The following is a 19240-nucleotide window of genomic DNA, read 5'->3' on the forward strand; positions in this document are numbered from 1 at the left end:
CCGTGACCGGTGCCACCGAGTCGTTCGCGCGGGCCCTGCGCCGCGTCGGAGACAGCGGCACAAGCACGGACTTTACCATAGGGCTGTGGCCGTTTCGTGACGTGAGCGACGCAAGGTCGTGCCCGTGTGTAGTGCCCTGCGGCCGACCCATGAGGCCTGCATCACATTTTCTGGGCGGATTCTGGGGTTTTGTCATTGTTTGGGGGATTCTCGGATCCCTCTTGGAGTGCCCAAGCACACGCCGAAAGTGTGAGCGGCACCGCTACCGTCAGAGCGATCGCCGGGATGGCGACCCCCGAGTCGTTGGCCGCGAACCCCACCAGCGCGGTCACCAGCGAACCGGTCAGACCGGCCCGCAGGGTCGGCGCGTCCTCGTAGGCGCGTTGCAGGGCCCCGATCCGCCAGTTGGTCGGCCGGTTCAGCACGGCGAACAGGAACAGCAGCGCGCCCGCGGCCAGCAGCGTCAGCTGCCAGTTGCCCAGCGTCCCCAGCATCGCGCTCAGCTTGCGCGTGACCACCGGGCCGGCCTCGCCGCCCAGCACCTGGGAGGCGAACTCCCCGAAGTGGCTGCGCTCCTGCGGCGGGCGCAGGTAGTCCAGCCACGCCAGCACGGTGATCACCGTCACGGCCGCCGCTCCGGCCGCGGCCAGGCGCAGCGGGGTGACCCGCACGCCCGCGATCATCATGGTCGTCACCGCCAGTCCCGGCACGAGCGCGATGACGCCCCCGAAGTCGGTGCCCAGGCCCGGCCAGCCGATGATCACCACCGAGGCCGCCCCGATCACCACCGTCGCCACGACCGCCGCCGTGCGTCGGCCGCGGGAGATCAGCTCGTGGGACACACCGGCGACCGTCATGAGCATGCCGGTGGCGAACGTGGCGAACGCGATGTTGCCGATGCCGTAGAAGCGCCCGGCCACGATCGGTGAGTACCCCGTGGGGGAGTTCATCTGCAGGTTGGCGCCGAAGGACAGGTCGACGAACAGGACCACCGTCGTCGTGGCCGCCACCACCGTCATCGGTCCCAGGATCGTGCGGCGCCACGGACCCGCCATGGCCAGCGCCACCACGAGCGCGTCCGCGCTCAGCACGCAGGCGAGCAGCGCCAGGAACGGCTGCGGCGAGGCCCACCACGGGACCAGGTTGGCCAGGTAGCTGGCCACGGGGAAGGAGGCGCCCGCCAGCGCCACCACCCGCGTCACCGTCAGGACCAGGGCGCGCTTGACGTGCCGGCCCTTGGCGTAGCGGTGCAGCGAGTAGGCCGCGGCCGCGTAGATGAGGAGCTGGAAGACGACCAGGCCGCTGAAGAACCCGGGGATGGCGCCGCCGACCACCACCGCCGCGGTGTTGAAGTCCACCAGCCACGTCACGGCCTCCTCGGTGGTCGCCGGGCGGTCGGTGCGGTGCCACGCACGGCCGCCGACCGGTTCGGCCGGGGCGACCCCGGTGCTCTCCAGCAGCGTGGGCGTGGTGTCGGTGAGCGCGACCAGGCCCGGCCGCCGCGTGGAGTCCGAGGCGAGGAACCCGGGCGTGCCACCCACACCGCCGTCGACGACCTCCCCGGACGCGGCCAGGGTCAGCTCCGAGGGCCCGGTGTCCATCGACACGCCGACGACCATCAGGGACGAGCCGGGCGGCAGCAGGTCCACCAGCGACCGCAGCCGGCCGTCGAGGTCGGCCAGCGCCTCCTCGCGCGCCCAGGTGGGGACGTCCTCGGGGTCGGGCTCGTCCGCCTCTCCCGCCTCTCCCGCCTCGCCCTCCTCGGGCGCCTCCCGGTCCGCGGGGAGCGGGGGATCGGGGTAGAGCCGGGTCAGGTCCGGCAGCTCCACGGCGGCCAGCGTCACGCCCGACCACCGCTCACGGGTCAGGTCGTGGACCGAGGCGAGGTAGTGGTCGACCCGCCCGGAGGCGTCGGCCACCCCGAGGGCGGCGCCCGGGCCGACCGCCAGCGTGGTGCCGCCGGCGTCGCGCACGCTCTGGCCGAGCAGGCCCACCGGGGCCTGGAAGACCGACTCCCGGTTGGGCGCGGCGTAGCTCTCGTACTCCTCCAGGACCGCGCCGGACCCGTCGCGCACGGGCTCCGGTACGGCCTCGCACGCCGTGAAGCTCTCCCGTTCGGACAGGGCGCGCTCGCCCGCCGACACCGTCAGCCATCCGTCGGTGGGACAGGTGCGGGACGTGGCGGTGCGGATCGAGACGTTGCCGATCGCGGTCGCGTCCGCCATCTCCCACAGGGTCGGCGTGTTCTCGGGAGTGACGTCCTTCCACAGCAGCCCCGGAACGCCCACCAGCACCGTCGGCGGCGCGTCCTCGGCCGGGGCCCCCGGCGCGCGGGACTCCGCGGAGGCCGCGGGGGCGGCGCTCAGCAGGACGGCCGCGAGCAACAGGCCGACCACGGCCGAGAGCCCGCGGCCCGCGGTCGCCGGGCTGAGTGGCATGGCGCAACCTCCTCGGGTTCGGACTGGTCGCTCACCCTAGTCAGCGGCCGCCCCCGGCGGTGGACGCCACGCGCCGGGCCGCGCGCCCCGGTCTCAGAGGTTCAGTCCCCAGGCCTTCAGGGTCTCCCGGGCGTCCGGGAGGGGGCGCCCGCGGGTGACGCCGCCGGGTGTGCGGTCGAAGCGCGGGGCCGGGCCGGGGACGAGCCGGCCGTCCTGGTCGGTGAGGGTCCCGCGTGCGCGGACGTGGGGGTGCCCGACCGCCTCGCCCGGCGCCAGGACCGCGGTCACGCAGGCGTCCCGGCCCTCGAACACCGCGGCCCACTCGTCGCGGGTGCGGGTGCGCAGGACCTCGGCGAACCGTGCCCGCAGCCGCGGCCAGCCGTCCCGGTCCCACTGGTCGGGCAGGTCCTGCCCGGTCAGGCCGGTGCCCGCGAGGAAGGCGGCGTAGAACTGCGGTTCGATGCAGCCGACGGCCACGTGGCGGCCGTCGGAGCACTCGTAGACGTCGTACCAGGGCGCCCCGGTGTCGAGGTAGTTGGTGCCGCGCTCGTCGGTCCACGCTCCCCGGGCGCGGTCCTCGTAGACCATGGACATCAGCAGCGCGCTGCCGTCGACCATGGCGGCGTCGACGACCTGTCCGCGGCCGGAACCCTGGCGCTCGACCAGGGCGGCGAGGATCCCCGTCACGGCGAACATGGTGCCCCCGGCGAAGTCGCCCAGGAGGTTGACCGGCGGGACGGGCGGGCCGCCCTCGCGGCCGATGGAGTGCAGCGCGCCGTTGACGGACACGTAGTTCATGTCGTGCCCGGCGGTCCGGGCGAGCGGGCCGTCCTGGCCCCAGCCGGTCACACGCGTGTAGACCAGGCGCGGGTTGAGGTCCAGGCACGTGTCGGGGCCCAGCCCGAGGCGCTCCATCACGCCGGGGCGGAAGCCCTCCAGCAGGACGTCGGCCCGGGTGACGAGGTCGCGGGCCAGGGCGAGGCCCTCCTCGGACTTGAGGTCGGCGCCCAGGACGGTGCGCCCCTCGCTCATGTGGGGGCCGGCGGAGCCGGCGGTCATGGCCTCGGCCGCCGCGGGGCGGTCCAGGCGGACGACGTCGGCGCCGAGGTCGGCGAGGAGCATGCCGGTCATCGGCGCCGGTCCGATCCCGGTGAACTCGACGACGCGGATGCCGTGCAGGGGTCCCATCGGTGGCCTCCAGTGGGGGCGGTGGTGCGGGCGTGCGGATCTGCGGTCGTCGGACGACCACGCTCATACTAGAACGCCGTTCGGTCTGAGGGAACGGCGCCGACGCCGCGTGATACCCCGAACGAAATACCACAAGGAATGCGAAAGGGAAAAATCGCCCGACGGCTTTTCGGTCAAGGTCAAAAAGCAATTCAAGAATGGGTGTTAATGTGGCCGTGTTCGCTGGTCCGAGCCGCGCCCCCTGCCCGCGCCACCCCGCCGAGGCACCGCCGCCACCAGCGAGGACGACCCGTGCACACCCGCGCCGAGAAGGGCGAGACCGCGATGCCCCGTACCCAGAGGAAGCGTTCCCGGCGAAGGCGCGATCGGCGCCGACTCCCCCTCCCGCTCCCCGTCCTGGCCGCCACCGTCGCCGCGGTCCTGGCCGCGACCGCGGGCGGAACCGCCTTCGCCATGGACAAGGGCGTGGTCCTCGACGCCAACGGTGAGGAGCGGACCGTGCACACCTTCGGCGGGACCGTCGCCGACGTCCTGGAGGCCGCGGGCATCGAGCCGGCGCCCGAGGACGTCGTCGCGCCGTCCCCGGACACCCCCGTCAGCGACGGCGACCACGTCCTCATCCGCTCCCCCCGCGACCTCACCGTCGAACTCGACGGCCACGAACTCTCCCACAGCGTCATCGCCGCCGACCTCGGCGAGGCCCTGCACCAGATCGGCCTCGACCCCGAGTCGGTGGAGCTCTCCGCGTCCCAGGGCACCGCCATCCCCGACGAGGGGCTCGCGGTCTCCGCCGAACGCGCCCCGCGCATGGTCGTCATGTACGACACCGTCCGCACCGAGACCCGCACCACCGGCACGACCGTCGCCGACGTCCTCGACGCCGCGGGGGTCGCCCTCGGTGAACACGACGTCGTCACCCCCGAGCCGGACGAGGCCGCCGAGGCCGACATGGTCGTCGGGGTCCTGCCCGTGCTCACCGCACCGGTCACCGAGGAGGTCGTCATCGAGGCCGAGACCGAGGAGCGCGACGACCCCGACCTGCCCCAGGGCGAGCGCGAGGTGGTCACCGAACCCGAGGACGGCCTGCGGGAGGTCACCACCGCCACCGTCCTGCGCGACGGCGAGGAGGTCGAGCACCGGCTCTCGGAGGAGATCGTCACCGAGCCCGTCGACGGGCTCGTCAAGGTCGGCACCGAGGCGGAGGAGGAGGCCGGCACACCGCCGGCCGGCGGCGGGGCCGCCGGGGGCCTCGACTGGGGCGCCCTCGCCGAATGCGAGTCGGGCGGTGACCCCACGGCCGTCAACTCCGCGGGCGGCTACTACGGCCTGTACCAGTTCAGCACCGCCAGCTGGCAGTCGGTCGGCGGCACCGGCCTGCCGTCCGAGGCCGGCGCGGGCGAGCAGACACAGCGGGCGCAGCAGCTCTACGACGCCGTCGGCGGCAACTGGCAGAGCCAGTGGCCCCACTGCGGCGCGCGCCTGTTCGACTGACCGGCGAGCCCTCCACCAGCGGGGGCCTCTGCGCGGCGCACGCCCCGGAGAGGTCCCGCGGTGATGGCAAGATGTGTGGGTGACACAGACACCCGCCAACGACCCCGCCGACCGGTCCCGCCTGCTCACCGCCACCGACGTGCGCGAGCTGGCCGGACGCCTCGGTATCCGGCCCACCAAGACCCTGGGCCAGAACTTCGTCATCGACCACGGCACGGTCCGCCGGATCGTCCGGGTCGCGGGCGTCACCGACGACGACGTCGTGGTGGAGGTCGGACCCGGGCTCGGCTCCCTCACCCTGGCCCTGCTCCCGCACGCGCGCCACGTCACCGCGATCGAGATCGACCCCGCCCTGGCCGAGGCCCTGGCGGACACCGTCGCCGACCACGCCCCCGAGCTCACCGACCGGCTCACCGTGGTCCGCGGCGACGCCATGCGCATCGCCGAGCTGCCCGGCCCCGCCCCCACGGCGCTGGTCGCCAACCTGCCCTACAACGTGTCCGTGCCCGTGCTGCTGCACCTGCTCGAACTCCTGCCGTCGCTGCGGCGCGTGCTCGTGATGGTCCAGTCCGAGGTGGCCGACCGGATCACCGCCACCCCGGGCGGGCGGATCTACGGGGTCCCCTCCGCCAAGGTCGCCTGGTACGCGCGGGCACGCCGGGCCGGCGCGGTCGGCCGCAACGTGTTCTGGCCCGCGCCCAACGTCGACTCCGGGCTGGTCGAGCTGATCCGCCGCCCCGAGCCCGACACCCAGGCCTCCCGCCAGGACGTCTTCGCGGTGATCGACGCGGCCTTCGCCCAGCGCCGCAAGACCCTGCGCGCGGCCCTGGCCGGCTGGGCCGGGTCGGCGCCCGCCGCCGAGACCGCGCTGCGCGCCGCCGGGGTGGACCCCTCCGCCCGAGGTGAGTCCCTGGGCATCGAGGAGTTCGCCGCCATCGCCGAACAGAAGCCGGCGCGCCAGGCCTTGTGACCCGACGCGCCGGACGAAGCGATCTGGTGGACCCCGACGGCGCGGACGCCGCCGCCCTACCGGAGGCCGCGATCAGTGGGAGGCGGACTCCCCGTCGCGGTCGTTCGCGCCGCGGGAGCGGGTCAGCGCCCGCGCCACACCGGCCATCCCCAGGCCCACGGCGAGCACGGGCAGCACCCACACCACGTTGAAGTCCCAGTCGCCGGACCCCCGCACGGCGAACGCCACCGCCAGACCGAGGAACAACACCGCGGCGACCAGCGATCCCCAGTCAGCCCTACGCCTCACCATGCTGTACCTCCACAACCCCGAAGCGGACGTCGGCATTGATCCTGATCGTCGGGGGATCGGCCTCGTCGCCGTCCTCTCTCCGCGTATCCGTCGCCACCGGCTCGATCACGGACTCGTTCTCGATCCGGGAGCCGATCGCGTCCATGTCATCGGTCGACGGGTCGAGTTCGACCGCACCGAACCCGATGCGCGAGGTCAGCTCGACCCGGACGTCGTCCGGCACGATGATCTTCGTGACGCCCAGGCCCACCCGCACGTCCGCGTCCGCGGTGTCCCCGGGCTCCAGGTCCGTCAGACCCGCCAGGTCCAGGGAGGATCCGCCGACGGTCAGCCGGTGGTCGCCCCCCTCCAGTTCCGCGACCGTGGCCGGGGCCCAGGAGGCGTCGCCGACGCGCACCCGCGTCAGGTCGGTCACCGACGCCGCCGCCAGCACCAGCGCGAGCGTCAGCCCCAGGAACATCAGTCCGGTCGGGTTGCCGGCCCAGGTCCCCACCAGGGCGTAGACCCCGACCACGCCCAGGGCCGCGGCGAGGAAGTACACCCCGGTCTCCGGACCGAACAGCAGCCTGGCCGTGTCCGCGCTCCACAGGGACGAATCCCAGCCCTGCATCCAGATCGGGAAGACGATCGCCATGGCGACGAGCGTCCACAGCGCCAGCGATCCCAGCGGAGCGCCGCAGCGCTTGCGCCTGCTCTTCCCCGACGCACCGCCGTACCCGTCCGATCCGTCCCCGTCGTCCGCGTCCTCGTGGGCGTCCGGATCCGACCGTGAGGTGCGCTCGGACACCACGGCCAGGTCCACCGGACCGGGAGGCGCGGTCGCCCACGGCTGGGCCGGGTTGTAGTACGCCGCCGCGGGCTCGGGCGACTGGGGCATGGGCGGTGGGGCGTGCGTGCGCAGGTCATCGCGCAGACCCGTGAACGCGCCCCGCAGGTCGACGCCCCGGTTGCGCGCGGACAGCACACCCAGCACGAGCGGCACGGCCAACAGCAGGGTCCCCCAGCTGTAGCCGCCCAGCAGGCTGAGCGCCGTCATCACGGCCAGGCCCACCGCGAGCAGCTTCACGACCGCCCGGGACGGGATGCCGCGGTTCAACATCTGCTCGATGGTCGCCGGCCCGCCGTGGGAGTCGCGCATGAGCATCCACGCGGCGACGTAGAGCAGGATCCCCGAGCCGCCGGCGAACGCCGTCAGCACGAAACCGGTGCGCCACGCCACCGGGTCGGTGTCCGTGAACCGGCCCAGACCGCCGCACACGCCCGCGATCACCCGGTCGTCGGACTTGCGGAGCTCGCGTTCGGGAGCCGCCCCGGGCGCCGCGCCCTCCGTTCCGGTACCCGCGGGCGTCTCCGGCGAAGGGGAGCTCTCGCCCGCCCCGGCAGGCGACGGTGTGTCCGTCATCGTCATTCACCGCACTTTCCTCGACACCACCATCGTCACCCGAAAGTGCCGGTCAGCGGAATCCGGGACGACCCTGAACCCACCCTGACCGAAACCAGGGCACGACCAGGGACGCGCCCCCGATGCCCGCGCGGGGGTCCAGGGGGCATGCTGGAGACATCAAGGAACGGACGAGAGCGGTGATCAGTCGGTGGTGGCACCAACGGCCTCGGACACCCCGCGGCTTACCCGCGCGGTGCACGGCAGACTCCTCTTCGGCGTCGCATCCGGCCTGGCCAGGCACCTGGGCGTCGACCCCGTGGTCGTACGCCTGGCCTTCATGTGCCTGTCGATCGGCGGCATGGGCATCGCCGTCTACATCGCCCTGTACTTCTTCGTCCCCAACGAGCCGCCGAAGGAGGACACGGCCGGCCCCGACGACACCACCGTGCGCAAGGGCCGGGACGTGTCGCAACTGGTCGCCTACATCGGCCTCGCCGCCGGACTGGGGACCCTGTTCCTGTTGTTCGGCGGAGTGTTCGACCCACTCCTGTGGTTCCTGGTCTTCGGCGCCCTCGGCGCCGCCATCCTGTGGCAGCAGGCCAACCCCGCCCAGCGCGACGAGTGGATGTCGAGCACGGTCCACCGCGTCGGCGGCAAGGGCCTGATGCGCGCCGGCGCCGGCATCCTGCTCATCGTGGTCGGCGTCATCGGCTTCCTGGCCTTCCAACAGCAGCTCCAGGACGCCCGCGCCGGACTGACCTTCGCCTTCACCCTCATCGCGGGCGTGTCCCTGGTCGTGGCGCCCTGGATCATCGGCCTGATCCGCGACCGCGACCTGGAGCGCCGCGAACGCATCCGCAACGCCGAACGGGCCGAACTCGCCGCGCACATCCATGACTCGGTCCTGCACACCCTGACCCTGATCCAGCGCCGAGCCGACGACCCGCGCGAGGTGCAGCGGCTGGCCCGTGTCCAGGAGCGCGCCCTGCGCACCTGGCTCTACCGGCGCCCGGCCGACGCCGACACCACCGTCTCTCCCGCGCTCGAACGGGTGGCGGCCGAGGTCGAGGAGGAGCACGGCGTGCCCATCGAGGTCGTGTGCGTGGGCGACTGCCCCATGGACGACTCCTTGGGCGCGGTCCTGCGCGCGGCCCGCGAGGCCATGGTCAACGCGGCCAAGTACGCCAAGACGTCCGAGATCTCGGTGTTCGGCGAGGTCGAGCCCGAGGAGGTGCTGGTGTTCGTGCGCGACCGCGGCGCCGGATTCGACCTGGAGGCCGTCCCGGAGGACCGGATGGGCGTACGCGGCTCCATCCTCGGCCGGATGGACCGCCACGGCGGATCGGCGCGCATCCGCACCGCCCCCGGCGAGGGCACCGAGGTGCAGCTGCGCATGCCCCGCGCCCCGCAGCCCTGACACGTCCGGGCGGCGGGGTCCGCTTCCGGGGCGGCGTCGGGGCTCCACGACCGGCCGGGACCGGCCGCCGCGGACCGGTGGGAAGTGGTTCGGTCGGCACTGACCGGACACCCCGGAAAAGGTAGAGTCGCGGTGTGGGAGACGAGAGCACGACCTTCAGCGACGGAGACGCGATACCCCGCGTCGTGATCGTGGACGACCACCGACTGTTCCGCAGCGGGGTGCGCGGTGAACTCGGCGACGCGGTGGAGGTCGTCGGCGAGGCCGACGACGTCGACAGCGCGGTGCACGTCATCGGCGAGCAGCTGCCCGACCTGGTGCTGCTCGACGTCCACCTGCCGGGCGGCGGGGGCGTCGAGGTGCTGCGGCGCGTCCTGGCACAGCACTCGCAGATCCGCTTCCTGGCGCTCTCGGTGTCCGACGCCGCCGAGGACGTCATCGGCGTGGTGCGCGGCGGCGCTCGCGGCTACGTCACCAAGACCATCTCCGGCACGGAGCTCGCGCGGGCGATCGTCCGGGTCGCCGACGGCGACGCCGTCTTCTCGCCCCGCCTGGCGGGATTCGTGCTCGACGCCTTCTCCGCCACCGACGCCCCGCCGGTCGACCCCGAGCTGGACCGCCTCACCCAGCGCGAGCGCGAGGTACTGCGGCACATCGCCCGCGGCTACGCGTACAAGGAAGTCGCCAAGGAGCTGTTCATCTCCGTCAAGACGGTGGAGACGCACGTGTCCTCGGTGCTGCGCAAACTCCAGCTGTCCAACCGGCACGAGCTCAGCCGCTGGGCGACCGCCCGCCGCCTGGTCTGAGACCCGCGGCGGGGCGCGACGGAACATAGAGGTGCGGCCCGCCCCACCGGGACGGGCCGCACCGAACAGCTCTAGGCCGTCTTTCTGCGGCTGAAGAACACGGTCTAGCGCAGGGCGTCGAGCATCCGGTTCAGGAACTCGTCCTCCGCCACGCCCGTGATGACCCGGGCGGGACGGCGCTCGTCGCGCGCCGGCCGCGGACGCAGGTCGGCCACGGTCATGCCGCGGGTCAGACCCCCGGCGAGCTCCACGCGCAGCGGCGTCTCGTAGGAGCCGGTCACCAGGTGCGGGTCGACCAGGACGGCGGCGGCCAGCGGGTCGTGCATCGCGCACTGGCGGACACCGAAGAGCCCCGCGTAGAAGTCGGCGTAGAAGTCCAGGAAGGCCGAGGTGCGCTCGGCCCGCTCACCCGGAACGTCCTTCAGCCGCGCCAGCCACTCCGGCGTGGCCACGGTCTCCATGGTGATGTCCAGCGCCACCAGGTCCAGGTCGAACCCGGCCGCGAACACCGCCTCGGCGGCCTCGGGGTCGTTGCTGATGTTGGCCTCGGCGTGCGAGGAGACGTTGCCCGGCGCCTTGACAGCGCCGCCCATGACGACGAGGCGGCGCACCAGGCGGGGCAGCTCCGGCTCCAGACCCAGCGCGATCGCCAGGTTGGTCAGCGGGCCCACCGCCAGGACGTCGATCTCGCCCGGAGCCGCGCGCACCAGGTTCACCAGCAGCTCGGCCGCCGACTCCCGGGCGAGCTTGCCCGTGGGCGCGGGCAGCTCCACGTCGCCCAGCCCGTTGCCGCCGTGGACGTGCTCGGCCAGACGCGGCTCCTGCACCAGCGGACGGCCGGCGCCGACGGCGACCGGAACGCCCGGGCGCCCGTACAGGTCGAGCAGCCGCAGGGCGTTGTCGGCGGTGACGTCGACACTGTTGTTGCCGAACACCGCGCCGACACCGACGATCTCCACGTCGCCGCGCGCGGCGAGGTAGGCGAGGGCGACGGCGTCGTCGATCCCCGGGTCACAGTCAACGAACACACGCATGGACAAGGAAGCTCCCCCGACAGACGGCCGCGGCCCCGGACCGGGACCCGTATCCACCCAGGGTAGGTGCCCGCTTCGCCCTGTTGTGACTACTCGAACGGAGCCCGTACCGCTCCGGCGTCGGCGTCCGTCCGAGGTCGGCCGTAACCTGTAACGGTGTCCTCCCAAGAGCAGCTTCTCGAAGGTCTGAACGGTCCCCAGCGCGACGCCGTCACCCACAGCGGCGCACCGCTCCTGATCGTGGCGGGCGCCGGGTCGGGCAAGACCCGCGTCCTCACCCACCGCATCGCCTATCTCATGGCCGAGCGCGGTGTGCGTCCGGGCGAGATCCTCGCCATCACCTTCACCAACAAGGCCGCGGCCGAGATGAAGGAACGCATCGAGGCCCTGCTCGGGACCCGCGCGGCCAACACCATGTGGACCATGACCTTCCACTCCGCGTGCGTGCGCGTGCTGCGCAGGGAGGGACACCGGCTCGGCTATCCGAGCAGCTTCACCATCTACGACTCCGCCGACTCCGCGCGCCTGATGCAGCTGGTGTGCAAGGAGATGGACCTGGACCCCAAGCGGTTCCCGCCCAAGGCGTTCTCCGCGCAGGTCTCCAACCTCAAGAACGAGCTGATCGACTACGACACGTTCGCCGGGCAGGCCCAGACCGAGCAGGAGAAGAAGCTCGCCGAGGCCTACCAGCTCTACCAGCGCCGCCTGCACGAAGCGGGCGCGATGGACTTCGACGACCTCATCATGCTCACGGTCAACCTGTTCCAGATGTTCCCGGACGTCGTCGAGCACTACCGCCGGCGGTTCCGCCACGTCATGGTCGACGAGTACCAGGACACCAACCACGCCCAGTACATGTTCATCCGCGAACTGGTGGGCGCGGCCGAGGGCTCCGACACCAGTGTCGTGCCACAGGCCGAGCTGTGCGTGGTGGGCGACGCCGACCAGTCCATCTACGCGTTCCGCGGCGCCACCATCCGCAACATCCTGGAGTTCGAGCGCGACTTCCCCAACGCGCGCACGATCCTGCTGGAGCAGAACTACCGCTCCACCCAGAACATCCTCTCCGCGGCCAACGCCGTGATCGACCGCAACGAGGGCCGCCCGGCCAAGAACCTGTGGTCGGAGCAGGGCGAGGGGCCGGCGATCACGGGGTACGTCGCCGACAACGAGCACGACGAGGCCGCGTTCGTGGTGGGGGAGATCGACCGCCTCACCGACGAGGGGACGGTCCGGCCCTGCGAGGTGGCGGTCTTCTACCGGACCAACGCGCAGTCGCGTGTGTTCGAGGACGTGTTCATCCGGACCGGGCTCCCGTACAAGATCGTCGGGGGCGTGCGCTTCTACGAGCGCAAGGAGATCCGCGACATCCTGGCCTACCTGCGGGTACTGGCCAACCCCGAGGACACGGTCAGCCTGCGCCGCATCCTCAACGTGCCCAAGCGCGGGATCGGCGCGCGGGCGGAGGAGGCCGTCGAGCTCTTCGCCGCCCGGGAGCGGATCTCGTTCTCCCAGGCGCTGCGCCGGGTCGACGAGGCGCCCGGGATCGCGGCCCGCTCGGCCAAGGCGATCCAGTCGTTCGTCGCCCTGCTGGAGGAGCTGGGCAAGACGGTCCCGACCGGCACGCCGGCGGAGATCGTCGAGGCGGTGCTGAGCAAGACCGGGTACCTGTCGGAGCTCGCGGAGTCCAAGGACCTCCAGGACGAGAGCCGGGTGGAGAACCTGGAGGAGTTCGTGGACGTGGCCCGGGAGTTCGAGCACACCTTCGCGACGCTGCTGGAGCAGGAGCCCTCCGACGAGGAGGGTGAGGACGGCGGGGAAGCGGGATCGGCGCTCGACCCCGGGGACCCGACGCTCGTCGACTTCCTGGAGCGCATCGCGCTGGTGGCCGACACCGACCAGATCCCCGACGCGGACGACGAGGGCGGGGTGGTCACGCTGATGACCCTGCACGCGGCCAAGGGGCTGGAGTTCCCGGCGGTGTTCCTGACCGGCATGGAGGACGGGGTCTTCCCGCACACCCGGACGCTCGGGGACAAGTCGGAGCTGGAGGAGGAGCGGCGGTTGGCCTACGTGGGCATCACGCGCGCCCAGAAACTGCTCTACCTGAGCCGGGCCGCCGTGCGCAGTGCCTGGGGGACACCGTCCTACAACCCGGCGTCGCGCTTCCTCGACGAGATCCCGTCCACGCTGGTGGACTGGCGCCGGGCGGAGTCCACACTGGCGCCGCCGCCCAGCCGCGGCCTGTCCGGTGGCTGGGGCGGCGGAGGTTCGAGTGCCGGCTTCGGTGGCGGCTTCGGCGGTGGATCGCGTTCGCGCGCAGGCGCGGCCCGGCCGACCAAGGAGGCCCCGACGCTGAGCGTGGGCGACCTGGTCAACCACGACTCCTTCGGTATGGGACGGGTCCAGCTGGTCGAGGGCTCGGGGGACAAGACGAAGGCGCGCATCGACTTCGGTGCCGACATCGGCGAGAAGGACTTCCTGGTCAAGTACGCGCCGATCGAGAAGCTCTGAGCGCGAGGGTCGCCGGAGCGGCCCGTTACGTGGCTGTTCGTCCGGTGTTGCGGCTGCGCTGTAAGCCACGACACCCGGGAGTTTCCTGAAACGTGTCCGACGCACTCCCGGCCGGGGGTAGAGTTGGCCAAGACCGAGCGAGACGAACGCGGCTCCACAGGAGCGGCGGGCGTGCCGGTCACTCTCCAACTTCCAGACCTCACTCTCCCGTGCGGCGTGCTGTGCACGACCTGACGGTGGGACGGGGTCGGGATCCGAACTTCCGGTTCGAGCAGTGTTTCGGGTCGGGTAGGCTCGGGGAGTTGCTTCAAAGGCCGGGCGAATTCGCCGGGTCGGAAGAAGCGAAACGGGCTTTACCCCGATCAATTGCTCCGAAACCGCCGATTTGGCGGGGCACGGAACACCTGATAAAGTAAAGACACAACGAAGCGTCCAAGCCGCTCACAGCGGTGGAAACGCAGACAAGACAGCCTTCCACGGAAGAGCGAACGGGCCGGAAACGGCACCGGGGCTTGTACGGGATGAGCGGTTGCTTCTTGAGAACTCAACAGCGCGTGTTTGAATTTCTTTAAGCCATGTTTGTTTTGGCCCCGTCACACTTCGGTGTGAAGGGTTCCTTTGATTGGCCATCGTAAGATGGTCGGTCAGGATTACTTCTAGGTTTACCCGCCCAGGTACCGTCCGCGGTGGCCGGGTTAGGGTTGTATGACCTTTATGGAGAGTTTGATCCTGGCTCAGGACGAACGCTGGCGGCGTGCTTAACACATGCAAGTCGAGCGGTAAGGCCCTTCGGGGTACACGAGCGGCGAACGGGTGAGTAACACGTGAGCAACCTGCCCCTGACTCTGGGATAAGCGGTGGAAACGCCGTCTAATACCGGATACGACCGGCCACCTCATGGTGGACGGTGGAAAGTTTTATCGGTCAGGGATGGGCTCGCGGCCTATCAGCTAGTTGGTGGGGTAAAGGCCTACCAAGGCGATTACGGGTAGCCGGCCTGAGAGGGCGACCGGCCACACTGGGACTGAGACACGGCCCAGACTCCTGCGGGAGGCAGCAGTGGGGAATATTGCGCAATGGGCGAAAGCCTGACGCAGCGACGCCGCGTGGGGGATGACGGCCTTCGGGTTGTAAACCTCTTTTACCACCAACGCAGGCTCCACGTTCTCGTGGGGTTGACGGTAGGTGGGGAATAAGGACCGGCTAACTACGTGCCAGCAGCCGCGGTAATACGTAGGGTCCGAGCGTTGTCCGGAATTATTGGGCGTAAAGAGCTCGTAGGCGGCGTGTCGCGTCTGCTGTGAAAGACCGGGGCTTAACTCCGGTTCTGCAGTGGATACGGGCATGCTAGAGGTAGGTAGGGGAGACTGGAATTCCTGGTGTAGCGGTGAAATGCGCAGATATCAGGAGGAACACCGGTGGCGAAGGCGGGTCTCTGGGCCTTACCTGACGCTGAGGAGCGAAAGCATGGGGAGCGAACAGGATTAGATACCCTGGTAGTCCATGCCGTAAACGTTGGGCGCTAGGTGTGGGGACTTTCCACGGTTTCCGCGCCGTAGCTAACGCATTAAGCGCCCCGCCTGGGGAGTACGGCCGCAAGGCTAAAACTCAAAGGAATTGACGGGGGCCCGCACAAGCGGCGGAGCATGTTGCTTAATTCGACGCAACGCGAAGAACCTTACCAAGGTTTGACATCACCCGTGGACCTGCAGAGATGTGGGGTCATTTAGTTGGTGGGTGACAGGTGGTGCATGGCTGTCGTCAGCTCGTGTCGTGAGATGTTGGGTTAAGTCCCGCAACGAGCGCAACCCTTATTCCATGTTGCCAGCACGTAATGGTGGGGACTCATGGGAGACTGCCGGGGTCAACTCGGAGGAAGGTGGGGACGACGTCAAGTCATCATGCCCCTTATGTCTTGGGCTGCAAACATGCTACAATGGCCGGTACAATGGGCGTGCGATACCGTAAGGTGGAGCGAATCCCTAAAAGCCGGTCTCAGTTCGGATTGGGGTCTGCAACTCGACCCCATGAAGGTGGAGTCGCTAGTAATCGCGGATCAGCAACGCCGCGGTGAATACGTTCCCGGGCCTTGTACACACCGCCCGTCACGTCATGAAAGTCGGCAACACCCGAAACTTGTGGCCTAACCCTTCGGGGAGGGAATGAGTGAAGGTGGGGCTGGCGATTGGGACGAAGTCGTAACAAGGTAGCCGTACCGGAAGGTGCGGCTGGATCACCTCCTTTCTAAGGAGTCTTTCAAAGGCCAACTCTTTCCTATGGTTGGCCGGACTCGAAAGTGGACCCGGCCGGTACAGGTTGTCTGTGCTGGTGTCGGGAGTGGCTTGAAGGAATCGAACTTTGCTCCTGGTGACTAGAAGCGCCAGGGGGCGCGCTGTTGGGTGTCTGAGGAAGCAACCTCGACCATCGGACCTTGTGGGTCTGGTGGTTGTGTTGTTTCCCGCGGACCGCCTCTGAGAACTCTCAGGTGCCATCGGGACGAGGATCTCGTTTGGTGTGAGTGGTGTCGGGGTGTGCGGTTGGTGTTTTGATTTGTGAATAGTGTGCGCGAGCATCTTATTATCTGTAGTGGCCAAGTGATAGTGGCACACGGTGGATGCCTTGGCATCAGGCGCCGATGAAGGACGTGGGAGGCCGCGATAGGCCACGGGGAGCTGTCAACCGAGCTTTGATCCGTGGGTGTCCGAATGGGGAAACCTAGCCCGAGTTGTGTCGGGTTGCCGCCACCTGAATGTATAGGGTGGTTGGTGGTGACGCGGGGAAGTGAAACATCTCAGTACCCGTAGGAAGAGTAAACAAAAGTGATTCCCCTAGTAGTGGTGAGCGAACGGGGAAGAGGCTAAACCGTATGCGTGTGATAGACGGCAGTCGTTGCGTGTGCGGGGTTGTGGGGCGCATCTTTTCGGGTCTGTCGGCCCGGAGCGCTGATGCTGGTGATAGTTGAATCCGTTGGGAAGCGGAACCGTAGTGGGTGAGAGTCCCGTAGACGAAGTTGCCGGCTAGGTGTTGGTGTGTTCCCGAGTAGCGCGGAGCCCGTGAAATTCCGTGTGAATCTGGCAGGACCACCTGCTAAGCCAAAATACGTCCTGATGACCGATAGTGCACTAGTACCGTGAGGGAAAGGTGAAAAGTGCCCCGGTGAGGGGTCGTGAAATAGTACCTGAAACCGTGTGCTGTCAAGCCGTCAGAGCTGAAGCTTGTCTTTGGTGATGGCGTGCCTTTTGAAGAATGAGCCTGCGAGTCATGGTGTGTGGCGAGGTTAACCCGTGTGGGGTAGCCGTAGGGAAACCGAGTCTGAATAGGGCGTTTGAGTCGCATGCTGTGGACCCGAAGCGGAGTGATCTACCCATGTCCAGGGTGAAGCGGGGGTAAGACCTCGTGGAGGCCCGAACCCACCAGGGTTGAAAACCTGGGGGATGAGGTGTGGGTAGGGGTGAAAGGCCAATCAAACTCCGTGATAGCTGGTTCTCCCCGAAATGCATTTAGGTGCAGCGTCACGTGTTTCTTGCTGGAGGTAGAGCTACTGTTTGGCTGATGGGCCCTACAAGGTTACTGACGTCAGACAAACTCCGAATGCCGGTTAAGTTAGAGCGTGGCAGTGAGACTGCGGGGGATAAGCTTCGTAGTCGAGAGGGAAACAGCCCAGATCATCAGCTAAGGCCCCTAAGCGTGTGCTAAGTGGGAAAGGTTGTGGAGTTGCCCAGACAACCAGGAGGTTGGCTTAGAAGCAGCCATCCTTTAAAGAGTGCGTAATAGCTCACTGGTCAAGTGGTTCTGCGCCGATAATGTAGCGGGGCTTAAGTACACCGCCGAAGCTGTGAAGCTCAAGACTTGTTCTTGGGTTGGTAGGGGAGCGTCGTGCATCCGGAGAAGCTGCCGAGTGATCGTGTGGTGGAGGGTGTGCGAGTGAGAATGCAGGCATGAGTAGCGAAAGCAACGTGAGAAACGTTGCCGCCGATTGACTAAGGGTTCCTGGGGCAGGTTAATCCGCCCAGGGTGAGTCTGGACCTAAGGCGAGGCCGACAGGCGTAGTCGATGGATAACGGGTTGATATTCCCGTACCCGTGCACGAGCGCCCAGTACCGAGGCGACGGATGCTAACCACGCCGGCTCCTTCTGAGACCTTCGGGTCGAGGTTGTGGCTGGTCTGGGAACCGATGTTGTAGTAGGTAAGTGATGGGGTGACGCAGGAGGGTAGCTCTACCCGGCGGTGGTTGTCCGGGGGTAAGCGTGTAGGCCGGTGTGTTGGCAAATCCGCACACCGTGAGGCTGAGACGTGATGCCGAGCCGTTTTCGGTGAAGTGAGTGATCCCATGCTGTCGAGAAAAGCCTCTAGCGAGTTCGTGTGTGGCCAGTACCCTAAACCGACGCAGGTGGTCAGGTAGAGAATACCGAGGCGTTCGGGTGAACCATGGTTAAGGAACTCGGCAAATTGTCCCCGTAACTTTGGGAGAAGGGGAGCCCTGTCTGGTGATGGTCTTTACGGCCTGAGCTGGGTGGGGTCGCAGATAGCGGGGGGAAGCGACTGTTTATTAAAAACACAGGTCCGTGCGAAGTCGTAAGACGCTGTATACGGACTGACGCCTGCCCGGTGCTGGAACGTTAAGAGGACTGGTTAGTGGGTTTCGGCCTGCGAAGCTGGGAATCTAAGCGCCAGTAAACGGCGGTGGTAACTATAACCATCCTAAGGTAGCGAAATTCCTTGTCGGGTAAGTTCCGACCTGCACGAATGGCGTAACGACTTCCCCACTGTCTCAACCATGGGCCCGGTGAAATTGCACTACGAGTAAAGATGCTCGTTTCGCGCAGCAGGACGGAAAGACCCCGGGACCTTCACTATAGCTTGACATTGGTGTTTGGGATGGTTTGTGTAGGATAGGTGGGAGCCTGTGAAGTCGTCACGCTAGTGGCGGTGGAGGCGTTGGTGAAATACCACTCTGACTGTTTCGGGCATCTAACTTTGGACCGTGATCCGGTTCGGGGACAGTGTCTGGTGGGTAGTTTAACTGGGGCGGTTGCCTCCCAAAGAGTAACGGAGGCGCCCAAAGGTTCCCTCAGCCTGGTTGGTAATCAGGTGTTGAGTGTAAGTGCACAAGGGAGCTTGACTGTGAGACGGACGTGTCGAGCAGGAGCGAAAGCTGGGACTAGTGATCCGGCACCGGCGTGTGGAAGCGGTGTCGCTCAACGGCTAAAAGGTACCCCGGGGATAACAGGCTGATCTTCCCCAAGAGTCCATATCGACGGGATGGTTTGGCACCTCGATGTCGGCTCGTCGCATCCTGGGGCTGGAGTTGGTCCCAAGGGTTGGGCTGTTCGCCCATTAAAGCGGCACGCGAGCTGGGTTTAGAACGTCGTGAGACAGTTCGGTCCCTATCCGCTGTGCGCGTTGGAGACTTGAGAAGGGCTGTCCCTAGTACGAGAGGACCGGGACGGACGAACCTCTGGTGTGCCAGTTGTCCTGCCAAGGGCATGGCTGGTTTGCTACGTTCGGGAGGGATAACCGCTGAAAGCATCTAAGCGGGAAGCTTGCTTCGAGATGAGGTCTCCTGCCTCCTTTGAGAGGGTAAGGCTCCCTGTAGACGACGGGGTTGATAGGCCGGGTGTGGAAGCCCTGTGAGGGGTGGAGCTGACCGGTACTAATAGGCCGAGGGCTTGTCCGCTGCAGATAATTGGGTGCTCGCGCATATTT

10 protein-coding genes and 2 rRNA genes are annotated in these 19240 nt (G+C 68.1%); 7 read left to right on the plus strand and 5 right to left on the minus strand.

Features of this window, described 5'->3' with window-relative positions; translation table 11 throughout:
* Positions 1-161: 161 nt before the first annotated feature.
* Positions 162-2438, minus strand: a complete 2277-nt coding sequence (locus DFP74_RS16650) for a hypothetical protein (RefSeq protein WP_121182562.1) — start codon at positions 2436-2438, stop codon at positions 162-164.
* Positions 2439-2531: 93 nt separating this feature from the next.
* A complete protein-coding gene (locus DFP74_RS16655; protein ID WP_121182564.1) occupies positions 2532-3626 on the minus strand; it encodes a CaiB/BaiF CoA-transferase family protein in 1095 nt (364 codons plus the stop codon).
* Between the two features lie 453 nt (positions 3627-4079).
* Here DFP74_RS16655 and DFP74_RS16660 point away from each other — a divergent pair, with 453 nt between their 5' ends.
* Both DFP74_RS16660 and rsmA read left to right on the plus strand, forming a co-directional pair.
* A complete protein-coding gene (locus DFP74_RS16660) occupies positions 4080-5117 on the plus strand; it encodes a ubiquitin-like domain-containing protein (protein WP_370013508.1) in 1038 nt (345 codons plus the stop codon).
* Positions 5118-5190: 73 nt separating this feature from the next.
* Positions 5191-6087, plus strand: a complete 897-nt coding sequence (rsmA, locus tag DFP74_RS16665; RefSeq protein ID WP_121182566.1) for a 16S rRNA (adenine(1518)-N(6)/adenine(1519)-N(6))-dimethyltransferase RsmA — start codon at positions 5191-5193, stop codon at positions 6085-6087.
* Positions 6088-6159: 72 nt separating this feature from the next.
* Here rsmA and DFP74_RS16670 read toward each other — a convergent pair whose 3' ends face one another.
* Together DFP74_RS16670 and DFP74_RS35045 are read right to left on the minus strand one after the other, a co-directional pair.
* Positions 6160-6378 carry a hypothetical protein gene (locus tag DFP74_RS16670; protein ID WP_121182567.1) on the minus strand — a complete coding sequence of 73 codons (219 nt, stop codon included), beginning with the start codon at positions 6376-6378 and terminating at the stop codon, positions 6160-6162.
* Positions 6365-7786, minus strand: coding sequence for a PspC domain-containing protein (locus tag DFP74_RS35045; RefSeq protein ID WP_121182569.1), 1422 nt, complete (start codon positions 7784-7786; stop codon positions 6365-6367). The genes DFP74_RS16670 and DFP74_RS35045 overlap by 14 nt, the downstream gene beginning before the upstream one ends.
* Before the next feature lie 187 nt (positions 7787-7973).
* Here DFP74_RS35045 and DFP74_RS16680 point away from each other — a divergent pair, with 187 nt between their 5' ends.
* Both DFP74_RS16680 and DFP74_RS16685 read left to right on the plus strand, forming a co-directional pair.
* Positions 7974-9179 (plus strand): ATP-binding protein, encoded by a 1206-nt coding sequence (locus DFP74_RS16680; protein WP_121182571.1) that lies wholly within the window; start codon positions 7974-7976, stop codon positions 9177-9179.
* A 134-nt stretch (positions 9180-9313) separates the two neighbouring features.
* Positions 9314-9985 (plus strand): response regulator transcription factor, encoded by a 672-nt coding sequence (locus tag DFP74_RS16685; RefSeq protein ID WP_121182573.1) that lies wholly within the window; start codon positions 9314-9316, stop codon positions 9983-9985.
* 104 nt (positions 9986-10089) lie between these two features.
* Here the strand turns inward: DFP74_RS16685 and DFP74_RS16690 are convergent, their stop codons facing one another.
* Positions 10090-11019 carry a nucleoside hydrolase gene (locus DFP74_RS16690; protein WP_121182575.1) on the minus strand — a complete coding sequence of 310 codons (930 nt, stop codon included), beginning with the start codon at positions 11017-11019 and terminating at the stop codon, positions 10090-10092.
* A gap of 156 nt (positions 11020-11175) precedes the next feature.
* Here DFP74_RS16690 and pcrA point away from each other — a divergent pair, with 156 nt between their 5' ends.
* From pcrA to DFP74_RS16705, 3 genes are all read left to right on the plus strand, one after another.
* Positions 11176-13533 carry a DNA helicase PcrA gene (gene pcrA, locus DFP74_RS16695; protein WP_121182577.1) on the plus strand — a complete coding sequence of 786 codons (2358 nt, stop codon included), beginning with the start codon at positions 11176-11178 and terminating at the stop codon, positions 13531-13533.
* A 711-nt stretch (positions 13534-14244) separates the two neighbouring features.
* Positions 14245-15777: ribosomal RNA gene (locus DFP74_RS16700) — 16S ribosomal RNA — on the plus strand.
* Positions 15778-16120: 343 nt separating this feature from the next.
* Positions 16121-19212: ribosomal RNA gene (locus tag DFP74_RS16705) — 23S ribosomal RNA — on the plus strand.
* Together the 16S and 23S rRNA genes form the textbook arrangement of a ribosomal RNA operon.
* Positions 19213-19240 lie beyond the last annotated feature (28 nt).

Source organism: Nocardiopsis sp. Huas11, assembly GCF_003634495.1.
Taxonomy (GTDB): domain Bacteria; phylum Actinomycetota; class Actinomycetes; order Streptosporangiales; family Streptosporangiaceae; genus Nocardiopsis.